At 49.1% G+C, this 15,521-nt stretch carries 15 protein-coding genes; 4 read left to right on the top strand and 11 right to left on the bottom strand.

Annotated features, from left to right (window positions below):
• Nucleotides 1–49 precede the first annotated feature (49 nt).
• Both nusA and rimP read right to left on the bottom strand, forming a co-directional pair.
• Entirely contained in the window at nucleotides 50–1,315 is a 1,266-nt protein-coding gene (gene nusA, locus C233_RS0106660) for a transcription termination factor NusA (protein ID WP_018666816.1), read from the bottom strand.
• A gap of 4 nt (nucleotides 1,316–1,319) precedes the next feature.
• Nucleotides 1,320–1,787, bottom strand: coding sequence for a ribosome assembly cofactor RimP (gene rimP, locus C233_RS0106655; RefSeq protein WP_018666815.1), 468 nt, complete (start codon nucleotides 1,785–1,787; stop codon nucleotides 1,320–1,322).
• 196 nt (nucleotides 1,788–1,983) lie between these two features.
• Here rimP and C233_RS0106650 point away from each other — a divergent pair, with 196 nt between their 5' ends.
• Nucleotides 1,984–2,385: a hypothetical protein gene (locus C233_RS0106650; protein ID WP_018666814.1), complete on the top strand. Its 402-nt coding sequence runs from the start codon at nucleotides 1,984–1,986 to the stop codon at nucleotides 2,383–2,385.
• A gap of 7 nt (nucleotides 2,386–2,392) precedes the next feature.
• Here C233_RS0106650 and C233_RS0106645 read toward each other — a convergent pair whose 3' ends face one another.
• Nucleotides 2,393–3,097, bottom strand: a complete 705-nt coding sequence (locus tag C233_RS0106645) for a YgjP family zinc-dependent metalloprotease (protein ID WP_018666813.1) — start codon at nucleotides 3,095–3,097, stop codon at nucleotides 2,393–2,395.
• 261 nt (nucleotides 3,098–3,358) lie between these two features.
• Between C233_RS0106645 and C233_RS0106640 the strand changes: the two genes are divergently transcribed.
• Nucleotides 3,359–4,222: a head GIN domain-containing protein gene (locus C233_RS0106640; protein ID WP_018666812.1), complete on the top strand. Its 864-nt coding sequence runs from the start codon at nucleotides 3,359–3,361 to the stop codon at nucleotides 4,220–4,222.
• Between the two features lie 468 nt (nucleotides 4,223–4,690).
• Here C233_RS0106640 and C233_RS0106635 read toward each other — a convergent pair whose 3' ends face one another.
• The 6 genes from C233_RS0106635 to C233_RS0106610 form a co-directional block, all read right to left on the bottom strand.
• Nucleotides 4,691–5,173 (bottom strand): hypothetical protein, encoded by a 483-nt coding sequence (locus C233_RS0106635; protein ID WP_018666811.1) that lies wholly within the window; start codon nucleotides 5,171–5,173, stop codon nucleotides 4,691–4,693.
• Nucleotides 5,163–5,672, bottom strand: coding sequence for an RNA polymerase sigma factor (locus tag C233_RS0106630; RefSeq protein WP_018666810.1), 510 nt, complete (start codon nucleotides 5,670–5,672; stop codon nucleotides 5,163–5,165). Before C233_RS0106630 ends, C233_RS0106635 begins: the two co-directional genes overlap by 11 nt.
• 61 nt (nucleotides 5,673–5,733) lie before the next feature.
• A complete protein-coding gene (gene argB / locus C233_RS0106625) occupies nucleotides 5,734–6,507 on the bottom strand; it encodes an acetylglutamate kinase (RefSeq protein WP_018666809.1) in 774 nt (257 codons plus the stop codon).
• Nucleotides 6,507–8,399 (bottom strand): biosynthetic arginine decarboxylase, encoded by a 1,893-nt coding sequence (gene speA / locus C233_RS0106620; protein WP_018666808.1) that lies wholly within the window; start codon nucleotides 8,397–8,399, stop codon nucleotides 6,507–6,509. The genes argB and speA overlap by 1 nt, the downstream gene beginning before the upstream one ends.
• Nucleotides 8,400–8,534: 135 nt before the next feature.
• On the bottom strand, nucleotides 8,535–9,062 hold the full coding sequence (locus C233_RS0106615; RefSeq protein ID WP_018666807.1) for a shikimate kinase: 528 nt from the start codon (nucleotides 9,060–9,062) through the stop codon (nucleotides 8,535–8,537).
• A gap of 223 nt (nucleotides 9,063–9,285) precedes the next feature.
• Nucleotides 9,286–9,888, bottom strand: a complete 603-nt coding sequence (locus C233_RS0106610; protein ID WP_018666806.1) for a nitroreductase family protein — start codon at nucleotides 9,886–9,888, stop codon at nucleotides 9,286–9,288.
• Between the two features lie 99 nt (nucleotides 9,889–9,987).
• On the opposite strand from C233_RS0106610, the gene C233_RS0106605 reads away from it, so the two are divergent.
• The gene (locus tag C233_RS0106605; protein WP_018666805.1) at nucleotides 9,988–10,629 is read left to right on the top strand and encodes a ribonuclease H1 domain-containing protein; all 642 of its coding nucleotides are present in this window, start codon (nucleotides 9,988–9,990) and stop codon (nucleotides 10,627–10,629) included.
• A 576-nt stretch (nucleotides 10,630–11,205) separates the two neighbouring features.
• Here the strand turns inward: C233_RS0106605 and C233_RS0106600 are convergent.
• Entirely contained in the window at nucleotides 11,206–13,044 is a 1,839-nt protein-coding gene (locus C233_RS0106600) for an ABC transporter ATP-binding protein (RefSeq protein ID WP_018666804.1), read from the bottom strand.
• Nucleotides 13,045–13,478: 434 nt separating this feature from the next.
• Here C233_RS0106600 and glf point away from each other — a divergent pair, with 434 nt between their 5' ends.
• Nucleotides 13,479–14,600: a UDP-galactopyranose mutase gene (gene glf / locus C233_RS0106590; RefSeq protein ID WP_018666802.1), complete on the top strand. Its 1,122-nt coding sequence runs from the start codon at nucleotides 13,479–13,481 to the stop codon at nucleotides 14,598–14,600.
• Here the strand turns inward: glf and C233_RS0106585 are convergent.
• A complete protein-coding gene (locus C233_RS0106585) occupies nucleotides 14,590–15,507 on the bottom strand; it encodes a WaaS/CpsH family glycosyltransferase (protein WP_018666801.1) in 918 nt (305 codons plus the stop codon). The two genes, glf and C233_RS0106585, sit on opposite strands and share 11 nt — an antisense overlap.
• Nucleotides 15,508–15,521: the final 14 nt, after the last annotated feature.

Here is a 15,521-nt window from a genome sequence, read left to right as displayed (position 1 = left end):
TGAATAATGGAGAAAGAAGTCAGTGCAAACCCGAAAGCCGTTACGCGGCTTACTCATTATCTTCCTCAAACTCCGATTTCAAAATGCGTAATACTTCGTCCACCGTTTCCTCTTCCAGGTCGGTCTTCTCAATCAACATTTCGCGCGGGGCGTTCAACACGGCCTTGGCGGTATCGATACCGATAGCCTTGATAGCATCGATTACCCAACCGTCGATTTCATCGCGGAACTCATCCAGGTAGATATCTTCATCCTCTACCGCCTCATCCAATTCGCGGAATACGTCAATGGTGTACTCAGTCAACATACTGGCCAGCTTGATATTCAAACCGCCTTTACCGATAGCCAGCGACACCTCCTCCGGTTTCAGGAAAACTTCTGCCTTATGCTCTTCCTCGTTCAGGCGGATAGAAGAAATCTTGGCAGGGCTGAGGGCACGCTGTATAAACAACTGGATATTCGACGTATAGTTGATAACGTCGATATTCTCGTTGCGCAGCTCGCGGACGATACCATGGATACGGCTGCCCTTCACACCCACGCAGGCGCCTACCGGGTCGATACGGTCATCGTAGGACTCGACGGCAATCTTGGCACGTTCGCCGGGAATACGGGCAATCTTCTTGATAGTAATCAGTCCGTCATTGATTTCGGGTACTTCCATTTCGAACAGGCGTTGCAGGAATACGGGCGATGTACGGCTCAGGATAATCTTCGGATTATTGTTCCTGTTGTCCACCCGCGCTACTACGGCACGTGCCGTTTCGCCTTTGCGGTAGAAGTCGCTCGGTATCTGTTCGGTCTTGGGCAACAAGAGTTCGTTGCCTTCGTCATCGAGCAGCAGCATTTCCTTCTTCCAAATCTGGTAAACCTCCGCATTGATGATAGTACCTACTTTATCGATATACTTATTATAAATACTGTCTTTCTCCAGCTCCAAAATCTTGGAAGCCAACGTCTGGCGCAAGTTCAGGATAGCGCGGCGGCCGAATTTTGCAAAGTTCACCTCGTCCGTCACTTCCTCTCCCACCTCGTACGAAGCGTCTATTTTCCGGGCTTCGCTCAGGGGAATCTGCAAGTTCGGATTCTCAAGCTCCTCATCTGCCACCACTTCACGGTTACGCCATATCTCGAAGTCGCCTTTGTCCGGGTTCACGATTACGTCGTAATTCTCGTCGGTGCCGAACATCTTTGCAATCACACTGCGGAACGACTCCTCGAGTACGCTCACCATGGTGGTTCTATCAATATTCTTCAGTTCTTTAAATTCCGAAAAGGTATCTATCAAGCTGATAGTTTCTTCTTTCTTGGCCATAGTCTTATTTAAAACTAATTAAGTATTTAGTATATTTTATCTCTTCGTATGTAAAGGCAAGGTCTTCATCCACCATTTTGGGGCGCTTGGCTCCCTCCTCTTTCACCTTTTTCCGGACGGTAACGATGAATCGCTGCGCGTCGGCGTCCTTCAATGTACCGCAATACTTGCGTCCGTCCTTCGCCAGTACCTCCACTTCCTTACCTATGTGGTTGACGTACTGTTGCAGCACTTTAAACGGTTGTCCGATGCCGGCAGAGCCGACCTCCAGCTCGTAATCCTCCTCCTCGCGGTTCAGCCGGGATTCTATGTAACGGCTCAACTCTACGCAGTCCTCAATCCAAACACCTTCCTTGTGGTCTATTTCCACCACAATCTTGTCGTCCGGGCCGATTACGACTTCCACCAGGAAATAGTCCTTATCTTTCAGCCACTCGTCTACAATCTGACAAACTGTTTTCTTTTCTATCATAGATTAACCATTAAGAACGAAAAAGAGGAGCTTAATCGCCCCTCCACCTTTCATCCGTTTCGGTTGCAAAGATATAAATAATCTGTTCGACTACAAAATAATAGGAGAAAAAAAGAATATTTAGCATATAGCCCGAGATTATCCTCTATTCAAAATTAATCACTACATTTGCAGGGTTCTTTAAAACCCGATTATCATGGCACATCACCTGAATACCAACAAGCAATTCATGATAGGCAACGGCATCCTCGCCTTTGCCGTAATATTCGTTGTCGTTATTTTCGTCTATATGAGCATGCGGCTGCAACGCCAGAAAGAAGGCGAACGGTACTTCGCCGAGACTTACAGCATCACTTTAGTAAAAGGATTTGCAGGCGACTCCATATCCGTCCTTCTCAACGACAGCCTGCTGGTAAACCGGCGCATCGGCAAAGAACCTTTCACTTTCGAGGTGAAGCGCTTCGCCGAGCAGAGCGCCCTGATGATAGTGGACAAAGCCACCGACAAGCTCTCCCTGTTCGAGCTGAGCGAGAAAGGCGGCAGCTACCGCTTCGAGAAAGAGGGCGACGAAGTGAAGCTGCTGGCACAAGAAGAATAAAGCCGTTTCAGAAATCTGTCCTGTACTTCCTCAACTCGCTGCGCAGGGCTTGCGCCTTGTTGCCCGTCATGCTGTCGAGCAAAGCCCAGAAACGCTCGCCGTGATTCATCTCGCGGGTATGCGCCAGTTCGTGCAGTAATACGTAGTCTATCAGATGCCTGGGCAGCAACACCAGGAAATAGGAAAGGTTGATGTTTCCGCTTGCCGAGCAACTCCCCCAGCGTCCGCTGCTGGAATTTATTTTCACGCTCTTATAGGAAAGACCGTATTGCAACGAAAGCGCATAAAGCCGGGGAGGGAGAATAATTTTGGCATTCCGGCGCAGCGCCTCCTCAATCACTTTACGCAACCAGGCTTGCAGCTCCTTGTCCCGGAAATCCGCATCCGGCGGACAGACAATCTGCATCTCCCCCAGCTCCGAACGGGAAAGGAAGCGGGCACGTTCTCCCCTGACCAGGCTCAACTTGAAGAACTCCGTATCGATACGGTAATCCAGGTCTATCAACGGGCGGCTCTGCCTCTGCCGTGCCGCCCTCAACCGGGAACGAAGCTGCTCGACAGCATTCCTCACCTCCGCCACCGTCGTACCCGGCGGAACAGTTACATGGATAACATCCCCGCGCGTACGGAAAGTCAAACGCTGGGCGCGGGCATTTACCCGTACCGCCAGGCGCCCCAGCTCCTCGTCCTCCAATATATGTTCCGTCATCATCCGTCTTTTTCTTGAAACGGAGGCAAAAGAACGAAGAATCATCCGAAAAAGCAAACCACCGGCTATCAAAAACGAACAGAGTGTCCGAAAACGGACACGGCGTATCCCGTACCGCATCCTCACAAACAGCGACTTACACACATGGCACAGAGTTTGAACAGGAATTACCGGTAAAAAGTTCCGGCAAAAAAGTTGCCCTGCCTGCAACCTTTTGAAAGGACGCCACGTCTAACCAACAAAAGAACTTAAAAATAAACGAACATGAAAACTTTAACAACAATCATCGCATTAAGTGTCTTCGTACTAAGCGCAACAGCTTGTTCACCGAAACACGGACAGTACTCCGGGCTATTCGGCGGAAAAACCGTCAAAGCCAGCAAGAACTACGTAACCAAGAACATCAAAGTAGACGAGTTCACCGGCGTGAGCCTGGCAGGCAGCCCCGATATCACCTACACGCAGAAAGCAGGCAAGCCCGAGGTAGAAATATACACTTCCGACAATATTATAGACCTCCTGGACATCAGCGTAGACAACGGCATGCTGACTATCAAATTCAAGAAAGGCGTCAACGTATCTTACAACAAGCTGAAAATCCGTATTTCTTCCGCTACGCTCAACTCTATCTCCGTAGCAGGTTCAGGAAATATAGAACTTGCCAACGGCCTGAAAACCGACCGCCTGAAGATGTCCGTAGCGGGTTCCGGCGATATCAAGGCAAACGACATCGCGTGCACCGGCTGCCTCAGCATATCCATTGCCGGCTCCGGCGACATACAAGGCAGCAACATCACCTGCGCCGATTTCAAGACATCCGTAACAGGCTCCGGAGACATGAAGCTCAGCAACGTATCAGCCACCGCCACCGAAGCTTCCGTAGCAGGCTCCGGCACAGTGATATTGACAGGAACGACCCAGGAAGCCAACTATCGCGTAACAGGTTCTGGAGATTTATTCGCCTCCGACCTGCAAGCAAAACGCGTCTCTGCAAGTGTATCGGGTTCAGGCAACATCAAATGCCATGCCACCGATTTCCTGAAAGCACGTACCAGCGGAAGCGGAAATATCGGTTACAAAGGCAATCCGGAGCTGGATTACCCGAAAAAGGGGTTGTATAAGCTCTGATGTATCAGCGGGTTCACTGGCTCAGGTTTCACCACAGAGGGCACAGAGTTTTTCACCACAGATTACACTGGATTAACACAGATTGGTATATAATTACTTTACTTACTTCATTACTGCTTTGTTTCATTACCTCTGCAAAACTCTGTGTACTCCGTAGTACAAAGTAAAAAAGACTTTGTGAAACTCCGTGCCTTCTGTGGTGAAAAGCTCTGTGCCCTCCATACCACAAAGTAAAAAAGAAAAAAATTCTGTGAAACTCCGTGTGCTCTGTGGTGAAAAACTCTGTACCCTCCGTAATAACACATAAAAGGGACGCTGCATCACGCGGCGTCCCATTTATCTTAGTTAGTTCTTATAAATTTTGAGAGAATTGAAACTTCACAGCCTCTGTTTTTTGTTTTAATAAAAGCACACTAACTATATTTTAAAGCAAATGAAAATGTTATTTAAAAAGCAAATGAAAAATGTCTATTCCTTGATTTCCTTTCCCCGGTTCACACGGTGCAGGCTATCCAGCATCTGCTTCTCGTGCGTTACCGCCGCCTCTCCCGAGAGAGCTACCGACGGAGCGGAAATCTGTTTACCGATAGTATCGGCTGCGGCTACTTCCTGTACATCGGCAAAGAGCGAGTGTTGCATCATATTGCCCAACGAAAGCACCACCGCCACTACCGCAGCGGCTTTGAACAACGGCATGAAGCGCGCGGCAAGCGTCATGCGCCTTGCCTTCACCACCGGAGCCTCGACCCGGGCAAGTACCCGTGCGTCGAAATCCGCACCCAGGTGCTCCTCCTGTTGAAGCTGCTGATATACAAACAAATCTTTGTAACGGAGCAGATGTCCGGGTACATCCCCTTTCGTAAAGAAAGCACGCAACTGCGCCTCCTCCTCCAGAGAAGTCTCGCACTGCCAATAGCGTTCCAAAAGCTGTTCTATATATTTAAAGTCCATAACCTTCTATATCGATAAACCGTTGTTTAACTTTCTGCCGCGCCCTGAAAAGATTCACCTTCACCTGTTCCTCCGTCAAATTCAAGACTGCCGCTATCTCCTTGTAGCTCTTACCCTCCACATCCCTCAACTGCATAATCAAGCGCTGTTTTTCGGGAAGCTCATTTATCAGACGGTGCACCAATGCCATTCGCTCCCTGTTCACCAACCTTTCGTAAGGACCCGATGCATCGGAAACCTTTTCCATATCGGGTGTCAGCTCCACCGTTTGAGCATCTTTCCGTTCGCTCCGGTCTATTGCCAGATTTCTTGCTACTGCCAGGCAATAAGCCTCGACAGAGCCGAACTGCGACCACTCGTCACGCTTGTTCCACACCCTAATCAGTGTTTCCTGCACAACATCTTCCGCTTCTGCCCTGTCGAATGTAATTCTCAGGGCCAACCGAAAGAGCTTGTCTTTCAGAGGGAGAATGTCATTACGAAAGCTGATTTCTTGCATCTCTAATTAATTGACGGTTCAGCAGGCCGGAAGTTACAGCCTACCGCCACTTTTTTTCGGATTATTTTATGATACGGGTTCCACCGTTACTGTTAATAGCTGAAGCTAAAGTAATTACGACCTCTGATACCCCGGCATCCAATGCCTCGAAAGAATTCTCCAACTTGGGAATCATACCGCCCTGGATTACTCCTTCGGCAACATACCGTTCAAACTCCTCCCGGGTAATCCGGGGAATGACGCTGTCGTCATCGTTCTCGTCGCGCAGCACACCTTTCTTTTCAAAGCAATACACCAGTGTCACGTCGAACTGGCCGGACAACGCCTTGGCGGTTTCGCCGGCAATCGTGTCGGCATTCGTATTCAGCATATGCCCCTCGCCGTCGTGCGTCAGCGGAGCCATTACCGGAACGACACCCCGGCGGATAAGCCCGCCCAGGAAATCTCCGTTCACCTGCTTCACATCGCCTACAAAACCGTAGTCCACCTCCTTTACCGGGCGCTTCACGGAGCGAATCACATCCATATCCGCCCCCGTCAACCCCAGCGCATTCACGCCCCGCGCCTGTAAGCCGGCAACGATATTCTTGTTTACCAGCCCGCCATACACCATTGTCACCACCTTCAAAGTCTCGGCATCGGTAATGCGGCGTCCGTTCACCATTTTGCTCTCGATACCCAACCGGGCTGCAATCTTCGTTGCCGAACGTCCGCCGCCGTGCACCAGCACCTTATAGCCGCCGATAGCAGCAAAGTCGTCCAGCAACTTACAGAGGGCAGCCTCTTCTTCCACAATCTTGCCACCCACCTTAATCACCGTCAGTTTCTCTCTCATTATTCCAAATACGTATATCCGTACAAGCCGGAACGATAGTTAGACAAAAATTCCTTTCCCTCTTCCAGCGATATACGCCCTTCCTTTACAGACTGGGTAACCCACGTCTCCAAGGTGCGCACCAGCTTCTTCGGACTGTACTGCACATAATCCAGTACCTCCGCCACCGTTTCGCCGTCGATAACCTGCTCCACGGTATAACCCTTATCGCTTACAGACACGTGTACGGCGTTCGTATCACCGAACAGGTTGTGCATATCGCCGAGAATTTCCTGATAGGCGCCCACCAGGAACACCCCCACATAATACGGCTCTTTGCTCTTCAAAGAGTGCACCGGCAGGTAATGCGACACATTCTTCGTAGAAATGAAATTGGCTATTTTGCCGTCCGAGTCGCAGGTAATATCCTGCAACGTAGCCGTCCGGTCTGGTTTTTCCTCCAGGCGCTGGATAGGCATAATGGGGAATATCTGGTCTATCGCCCAGGAGTCCGGCAAAGACTGGAAAAGCGAAAAGTTACAGAAGTATTTATCCGCCAACAGCTTGGGAAGCCCGCGGAATTCGTCGGGCGCATGCTTCAGCCCGCTGGCAATCTGATTTACCTCGCGCATGATAGACCAGTACAAACGCTCTATCTTGGCACGGGTCTGCAAGTCCACGATACCGTGGCTGAACAAGTCGAGCGCCTCCTCGCGTATCTGCTGCGCATCATGCCAGGCCTCCAACATCCTGTTCTGGTTCAGGGTGTCCCAAATGCCGTAAAGTTCCTGCAACAGCTCGTGGTCGTTCTCGGTCACCTCTTCGTCATCGTCCCACTCGGGCAGGTTGGTCGTTTCCAGCACCTCGAAGATAAGTACCGAGTGATGTGCCGTCAGGGCACGTCCGCTCTCCGTTATTATATTGGGGTGGGGAATGCCGTTCTTATCGCTGGCATCCACCAAAGTAGATATGGAGTCGTTCACATATTCCTGAATGGAATAGTTTACACTGCCCTCGCTATTGGAGGAACGCGTTCCGTCGTAGTCCACGCCCAGACCGCCGCCGATGTCCACGAATTCCACATTGAACCCCATGGCATGCAACTGCACATAGAACTGCGACGCCTCGCGCAAGGCCGTCTTGATACGGCGGATTTTCGTTACCTGGCTGCCGATATGGAAATGTATCAATTTCAGACAATCCTGCATACCCTTATCCGCCATAAAGTCGAGTGCTTCGAGCAGTTCGCTGGACGACAGGCCGAATTTGCTGGCATCGCCGCCGGAGTCCTCCCACTTGCCGCTTCCCGATGAAGCCAGCTTGATACGAATGCCGATATTGGGCTTCACGTTCAATTGCTTCGCCATTTTGGCAATCAGTTTCAGCTCGTTCAGTTTTTCTACCACGAGGAAGATGCGTTTGCCCATTTTCTGCGCCAGCAAAGCAAGCTCTATGTAGCTCTCGTCCTTATAGCCGTTGCAGATAATCAACGAATCGGAGTCCATATTGATAGCAATCACTGCATGCAGCTCCGGCTTGGAACCCGCCTCCAACCCGAGGTTGAACTTCTTGCCGTGGCTGATAATTTCCTCTACCACGGGGCGCATCTGATTCACTTTAATAGGATAGATAATAAAGTTCTCCGCCTTGTAGCCATACTCCTCCGCCGCCTGCCTGAAACAGCAGGAAATCTTCTCAATCCGGTTGTCGAGGATATCGGGGAAGCGCACCAGCATGGGAGCCGTTACGTCGCGCAACTGCAACTCGTCCACCAGCTCCTTCAAATCGACGCCCACCCCGTCTTTGCGCGGTGTTACTACTACATGACCCTTGTCATTGATACCAAAGTACGAAGTGCCCCAACCAGTGATGTTGTACAGCTCTTCCGAATCTTCAATACGCCATTTTCTCATCAGTACATTTACTATTTGACTATTTACAAATTACTATATCCAACCGGAGGTATTACCTTAATTAAGGAATGCAAAAATAATGATAAATCCGGAACATCCTGCCTTTTCGGGCGAAAAACACACATTTACAAGAGATTAAACGTCCAGGAGAGTACGTAGTTGCTGCACGGACGCAGCTATCTGGCTCCTGCTCTCCAAGCTTCCGGCATCGAAACGGTAACGCGCCTGCGAGTAGAAAGGCGCACGCTTCGCCAGCGCCTCCACGATAAAGGAGCGCAGCTCGTCGTCCGTCTTGCCTTGCAAGATAGGGCGCTGCCGGGTGGCCACCCGCAGGCGGTCGAACAGTATATCGGGATGTACGTCGAGAAAAACGGTCTGCCCGTGCCCGTTCATATAATCCATATTGTCGAAGAAACAAGGAGTGCCGCCGCCGGTCGAGATAACCACATCCTCGAACTCGGACACCTCGTGCAGCATGTTCCGCTCCAACTCACGGAAAGAGGCTTCCCCCCGCTCGGTGAACAGTTCACGGATAGATTTGTGAAAACGTTCTTCGATGTACCAGTCCAGGTCGATGAAGGGTACATCCAATTCGCGGGCAAAAGCCTTTCCCAAAGTCGTCTTACCGGCTCCCATGTAGCCGGTTAAAAAGATACGTATCATAGTTGCTTACCGTTTGGGCACAAAGATAATGCAAACCGAGAGCAGAATAAAATGAACTTGTTCATTTTTTATGCCGAGGCGCAGCTTATCTTCGCTTTTAGAGCAAAGATAATGCAAACTGAAAGCAGAATAAAACGAACTTGTTCTTTTTTTATGCCGAAGTACAGCTTATTTTCGCTTTCAGAGCAAAGACAAGTAACCGCATAACGAAGCTATTCCACACTCAGCGGAAAATCTTAATCCGCTCGCTCAGCTCCCGGAACTCCTTTTCTCCCGGTTCGGCAAGCGGTGTGCCGAAGGGCATCTCGGCTATCAGCATCCAGCTTTCGGGCAACTTCCAGGTACGGCGTACTTCATCGTCAATCAGCGGGTTGTAATGTTGCAGCGAAGCCCCCAATCCGGCATCCTCGAGCATCGTCCAAATGGCGAGCTGGTGCATGGCCGAGGTGTGTTGCGACCAGGTGGGGAAGTTCCCGCTGTAAGAGGGGAAGGCATCCTGCAACTTCTTCACAGCGTCCGTATCCTCGAAATAGAGTACAGTACCGTGCCCGCAAGCAAAACAGCCGTCAATCTTGGCCTCCGTCTTCACGAAGGCTTCGGACGGGATACGCTGTTTCAAAGTACTCTTTACGATATCCCACAGTTTCTTATGTTCATCGCCCAGCAAGAGCACGATTCTCGTGGACTGCGAGTTGAAAGCCGACGGCACATACTTTACCGCTGTACGTACGATATGCACCACCTCCTCGTCCAGGACGGGAGAGTCGCTGCCTATGGAATAATAGCTGCGCCGGTGTTCCAGCGCTTCTGCGAATGTTCTTTTCATATATTTTCTTTTCATTATCGTTATTATCTTCTTAAGATAACAAGCGGAAGGGATAAGTTGTTCTGATTTGCGAAATATATTCGTACCTTTGCCCGAGTTATGAAGAAAGAGAAATTCTATGTAGTATGGGCAGGCGGCACTCCGGGCATTTATACCTCCTGGACAGACTGCCAGTTACAAACCAAAGGTTACGAAGGAGCGAAATTCAAGTCGTTCGACACTCGCGAGGAAGCAGAGAAAGCCTTTGCCGCTTCTCCGTACGACTACATCAAGCGCACCACCCCCGCAGGCGGCGGGCAACCCGGACAGCCTCAAAAGACAGATACCCTTCCGCCTGCCGTACTCGAAAACAGCCTTGCCGTAGATGCCGCATGCAGCGGAAACCCCGGCGCAATGGAATACCGGGGGGTGCACGTTGCCAGCCGGCAGCAGATTTTCCATTTCGGCCCCGTGTACGGAACCAACAATATCGGCGAGTTCCTCGCCATTGTACACGGCCTCGCCCTGCTGAAACAGAAAGGTTACGACATGCCTATCTACAGCGACAGCGTCAACGCTATCGGCTGGGTGAAGCAGAAGAAGTGCAAAACCAAGCTACCGCGCGATTCCAAGACCGAAACACTCTTCCAACTGATAGAACGCGCCGAGAAATGGCTGCGCGAGAACACCTACTCCACCCCTATCCTTAAATGGGAAACCCGGCAATGGGGAGAAATACCCGCAGACTTCGGGAGGAAATAAACGGGTGGAAACGCTTCTGCCCCCACTAAAAAATCCCGCTTCTCCAACGGGATAATACGGTTATACCCTTACTAAAACAGACCGGTACAGCATGTAAAACTTCGTCCCGCAGTTGCGGGCTGTCGGGCCCGCAACTGCAAACCGCACGGCACACAGTTGGCAACCGGAGAGCCCACAACTGGAAAACGGGATTTAAGCAGAAGGATAACGGCATTTCCGCCTATGCGAAAAGAGGTTTTACACAAGAGCGGCAAGGAATACGCAGCGTGTTTCCGGAAAGCGAAGCGTAGGCTGTGGCAATCAGTCAACCTAATCCGGGACAATACGACGGGGCCGGCTTCATGCGGGATTTATGTAATCCGGTAGGTTATGCAATTTATACGGGCAATTAATTCTATTTAGAGCTTCAATAATAAGCGGCTTTATTCAAGAAGATACAGAATACAGAGTGACGACCAACATCCGGTCATCACTGCTCATACCGGTTGTCGTCACTCGGTAAAATACTTATTTCCAATGCTTTATTCCAAAAAGTGACGAGTGACGAGAAAAACGCAAAAAAACGGTTGTCCGTCCTTATGCCAAAGACTGCATATCATTCAGTTTCTTATAGTAACCGTCTTTGGCGAGCAGTTCCTCGTGCTTGCCCCGCTCCACGATTTCTCCCTCGTAGAGCACGCAGATTTCATCCGCATTCTTGATAGTGGAAAGACGGTGTGCAATGGCGATAGTGGTGCGGGTTTTCATCAGCCGTTCCAAAGCTTCCTGCACCAGGCGTTCCGACTCCGTATCGAGCGCGGAGGTGGCCTCGTCCAGAATCAGTATGGGCGGGTTCTTAAGAATGGCGCGGGCAATGCTGATGCGCTGGCGTTGTCCGCCGGAGAGCTTGCCGCCGCGGTCGCCGATATTGGTGTCGTAGCCTTTCTCGGTATCCATGATGAAATCGTGGGCGTTGGCTATCTTGGCGGCTTCGATAACCTGCTCCATGGTGGCGTTCTCCACACCGAAGGCTATGTTATTGAAGAAAGTGTCATTGAAAAGGATAGCTTCCTGGTTGACGTTTCCTATCAGGCCGCGCAGGTCCGAGATGCGCATATCCTTAATGTTCAATCCGTCTATCCGTATCTCGCCCGACTGTACGTCGTGATAGCGGGGCAGCAGGTCTACCAGCGTCGATTTGCCGGAACCGGACTGCCCTACCAGTGCGATAGTCTTGCCTTTGGGTACGGTCAGGTTGATATGTTTCAGCACCTGGCGCGAACCGTCGTAGCTGAAACTGATGTCCTTGAATTCTACCTTGTCATTCAGCGAGGAGAGTGGTTTCGGCCGGGCAGGCTCCTTGATAGGGTTTTCTGCAAAGAGTATCTTGTCGATACGTTCCATGGAGGCAAGTCCTTTGGGTATGTTGTATCCGGCCTTGGAAAATTCTTTCAGCGGGTTGATAACACTGTACAGTATCACCAGGTAGTAGATAAACGAGGGGGCGTCGATAGTGGCGCTGTTGCTGAGAATCAGCGTACCGCCGAACCATAGCACGATAACGATGACGCATGTGCCCAGGAACTCGCTCATGGGATGTGCCAATGCCTGGCGGGTGGCTACCCGGTTGATAGCGTCGCGGTACTCGTTGCTGCACTTGTTGAAGCGTTCCAGCATCTTGCTCTCGGCAATAAAGGCTTTGATGATGCGCAATCCGCCCAGGGTTTCTTCCAGTTGGGACATGGTGTCGCTCCACTTTGCCTGTGCTTCCAGCGACTGCCTTTTCAGCTTCTTGCCCACCGTACCCATTACCCAGCCCATGCCCGGGAGTACCAGCAACGTGAACAGCGTGAGTTGCCAACTGATAGCTATCAGCGTGCCGAAATAGGCTATAATCAGTATCGGGTTCTTTATCAGCATATCCAGCGAGCTGGTTACGGATGTTTCCACCTCGGTAACGTCACCGCTCATGCGGGCAATAATATCACCTTTCCGTTCTTCGGAGAAGAAGCTCAGCGGCAAGTGCAGCACTTTATTATAGACCTGTGCGCGGATATCGCGTACCACGCCCGTACGGAGTGGAATCATCACCGCCGAAGAAGCGAAATAGGAGAAGGCTTTCAGCAGGGTCATCCCCGCCAGGAATATGCCCAGAATCAGCAGGGTCAACGAACCACCTTGCGAGGCTATCAGCTCGGTAACGTAGTAATAGAAGTTATTGACCACTATATCTTCCAGTCCCACTCCCACGGTATTCCAAGGGATAAACTCGTAGGTCTTGGTATCCATTTTGAAAAGTATCTGAAGGATAGGGATAATCAGGGCGAAGGAGAATATATTCAGGATTGCCGATAGCAAGTTCAGGAATAAGGCCCATATCAGATATTTCTTGTAGGGCGGAACAAAACGCCGCAGGAGTCGGAGGAATTCTTTCATTCGGTCAGCAGTTAATTCATTACATTGTGTATTGGGGACAAAGATAGCACAAACCAAGGGGAGAATAAAATGCGGAACAGATATTTTTATCAAACCCAACACGATAATGGCAGTTTTTTCGTTATCTTGGCAATAATTGTGTAGCTTTGTAGTCCGAATTGCAAATATTGCCTATGGCAAATGATAGTTTGATGCGTTGTATAACCGTCGTGCAGAATACGGTAAGCAGGTTATCGGGAATTCAGCCATTCGGCCGACAGAGAAATATACCAAACTTCCCGATAAGAAGGTGCTTTCCGAAAAGCTGAAACGGGTTATCTCCATAGCAAGAGAACACTATCTTGAAAAACAACAGATGAAGAAAGAAGATTTATAGCGTTTATAGAGAAGTATAGTCGCTTACAAATAATAACAAAACCAACTCTAAAGAAGAAATGAAACCATACGATTACCTGATTGTGGGCAGCGGCCTGTTCGGAGCTGTATTTGCCCACGAAGCTCATAAAGCCGGTAAAAGATGCCTTGTGATAGAAAAGCGCCCTCACACCGGCGGCAACATCTACTGCGAGGAGATAAGCGGTATCAATGTACATAAATACGGTGCTCATATTTTTCATACCGACAATAAGGAGGTATGGGAGTATGTGAACCGTCTTGTAGAGTTCAACAGGTACACCAATTCTCCGATTGCCAACTACAAAGGAAAGTTATACAACCTGCCTTTCAATATGAATACTTTCTACCAGTTGTGGGGAGTGCGTACTCCGGCGGAAGCCAAAGCGAAGATACAGGAGCAGTGTCGGAAGTACGAGCATATAACCGACCCGCAAAACCTGGAAGAACAGGCATTGAAACTCTGCGGGGAAGATATTTACCGGCAACTGATAAAGGGATATACGGAGAAACAATGGGGACGCCCGGCAACGGAACTGCCGGCATTTATCATCAAGCGCATTCCGTTCCGCTTTATCTTCGACAACAATTACTTCAACGATTCGTTCCAGGGTATTCCCATAGGAGGTTATAACCGTTTAATCGGCGCTTTACTGGAAGGTATCGAGGTCCGTACCGGAATCGATTATACAGAGTATCGCAAGGAATTGGAGCCTTTGGCAGAAAAGGTGCTCTACACCGGTTGTATAGACGAATATTTCGATTATACATGCGGACATCTGGAGTATCGCAGCCTACGGTTCGAGCACAGGCATCTGGCGGACGTGGAAGATTTCCAAGGCAATGCTGTTGTAAACTATACCGACCGCGAGACTCCTTATACCCGTGTCATCGAGCACAAGCACTTCGAGTTCGGCAAGCAACCTTCTACCGTCATCACTTACGAGTATCCCGATGATTTCGAACAGGGGAAAGAACCTTACTACCCGGTAAACGACGAGAAAAATACCCGGATTTTCAATCGTTATCAGGAGCTGGCACAGCAGCAGGAGAAGGTGTTATTCGGTGGCAGGCTGGCACAATATACCTATGCGGATATGGATGATACGGTGGCGGCGGCACTGGGATTGTGGGAAAAAGAGGTTAACCGTACTAATAGTTAAGTATCCAAGTATTTATATCAAACTCCTCTTTTATATTCTTACTTATTACAGACACCGGAGCATTAACAAATGCCGGTAAGTCATTCAAATTATCTTCTTCCAGTACAAAGATATTACTGGGATGATAGAAAGAGTATTCTTTGATACTTTTGTTGTTCGTTATTAGTTTCTTATCAAAGAATAAAGCTTCTAAAGGTCTTAAGGAGATACCTGCTTGTCCTGCGGTTATATCGACAACACAACTGCAATGGCTTACATTCCGTATATTTTCAAGATAAGATATGCCCTTTGCTTTCCTTTTGAATATCAGAAAGGAGCACTGCAACCCCAACTTTTCAAATGAAGCCTTGTACTTCAATAGAACATTCAAACGATTTTTTTCATAACCGATAAAGTACAATCCTTGCTTTATATCAGAGGCTGATTCGCTTTCATTGGGAAACCTGAAAAAGGGCGGCTTTACCGTAATCTCAGGATAAATATTTGCATCGTCCGCATTAAAACTACTTATCCGGTACATTTTACTGATTGCTTTCATATATTTACTTCGCTTCTCAGGAGTATACCGATGAAAAAGTTGGCAAATCGGAGTCCAATAGAAAAGATTCCGTTCCACAGAAGAAGGCAATATTTTATCGATAATACGTAAGTCTACAAGATGCCTGTTATCAATAATAATGACTCTCGTATTTTCTTCAATAAGAGAGATTTGTTTCAATGATTCACCTTTGATATACAGACTGCGAAAAAACCAAAACAACCCTACTCGCCGAAAAAAACCGCGGGCACAACGTAAGAACAATGTATCTCCGACATCTTTTAAACAAATTTCTTTTATTTGGGAACTATTAATTCCTGAAATAATATAATTCAGGGGCTGATAATCAGCATGTATAATATAGGTCATATATGTATTAAAGC

This window comes from Bacteroides gallinarum DSM 18171 = JCM 13658, from assembly GCF_000374365.1.
GTDB lineage: Bacteria > Bacteroidota > Bacteroidia > Bacteroidales > Bacteroidaceae > Bacteroides > Bacteroides gallinarum.
Note: the sequence above shows the minus strand (reverse complement) of the source record. Positions and strands in the feature narration are given on the sequence as shown.

What these genes read in the sequence shown, in the direction of transcription:
- nusA (WP_018666816.1), bottom strand. Translation starts at nt 1,315, where the DNA reads ATGGCCAAGAAAGAAGAAACTATCAGCTTGATAGATACCTTTTCGGAA.
- rimP (WP_018666815.1), bottom strand. Translation starts at nt 1,787, where the DNA reads ATGATAGAAAAGAAAACAGTTTGTCAGATTGTAGACGAGTGGCTGAAA.
- C233_RS0106650 (WP_018666814.1), top strand. Translation starts at nt 1,984, where the DNA reads ATGGCACATCACCTGAATACCAACAAGCAATTCATGATAGGCAACGGC.
- C233_RS0106645 (WP_018666813.1), bottom strand. Translation starts at nt 3,097, where the DNA reads ATGATGACGGAACATATATTGGAGGACGAGGAGCTGGGGCGCCTGGCG.
- C233_RS0106640 (WP_018666812.1), top strand. Translation starts at nt 3,359, where the DNA reads ATGAAAACTTTAACAACAATCATCGCATTAAGTGTCTTCGTACTAAGC.
- C233_RS0106635 (WP_018666811.1), bottom strand. Translation starts at nt 5,173, where the DNA reads ATGGACTTTAAATATATAGAACAGCTTTTGGAACGCTATTGGCAGTGC.
- C233_RS0106630 (WP_018666810.1), bottom strand. Translation starts at nt 5,672, where the DNA reads ATGCAAGAAATCAGCTTTCGTAATGACATTCTCCCTCTGAAAGACAAG.
- argB (WP_018666809.1), bottom strand. Translation starts at nt 6,507, where the DNA reads ATGAGAGAGAAACTGACGGTGATTAAGGTGGGTGGCAAGATTGTGGAA.
- speA (WP_018666808.1), bottom strand. Translation starts at nt 8,399, where the DNA reads ATGAGAAAATGGCGTATTGAAGATTCGGAAGAGCTGTACAACATCACT.
- C233_RS0106615 (WP_018666807.1), bottom strand. Translation starts at nt 9,062, where the DNA reads ATGATACGTATCTTTTTAACCGGCTACATGGGAGCCGGTAAGACGACT.
- C233_RS0106610 (WP_018666806.1), bottom strand. Translation starts at nt 9,888, where the DNA reads ATGAAAAGAACATTCGCAGAAGCGCTGGAACACCGGCGCAGCTATTAT.
- C233_RS0106605 (WP_018666805.1), top strand. Translation starts at nt 9,988, where the DNA reads ATGAAGAAAGAGAAATTCTATGTAGTATGGGCAGGCGGCACTCCGGGC.
- C233_RS0106600 (WP_018666804.1), bottom strand. Translation starts at nt 13,044, where the DNA reads ATGAAAGAATTCCTCCGACTCCTGCGGCGTTTTGTTCCGCCCTACAAG.
- glf (WP_018666802.1), top strand. Translation starts at nt 13,479, where the DNA reads ATGAAACCATACGATTACCTGATTGTGGGCAGCGGCCTGTTCGGAGCT.
- C233_RS0106585 (WP_018666801.1), bottom strand. Translation starts at nt 15,507, where the DNA reads ATGACCTATATTATACATGCTGATTATCAGCCCCTGAATTATATTATT.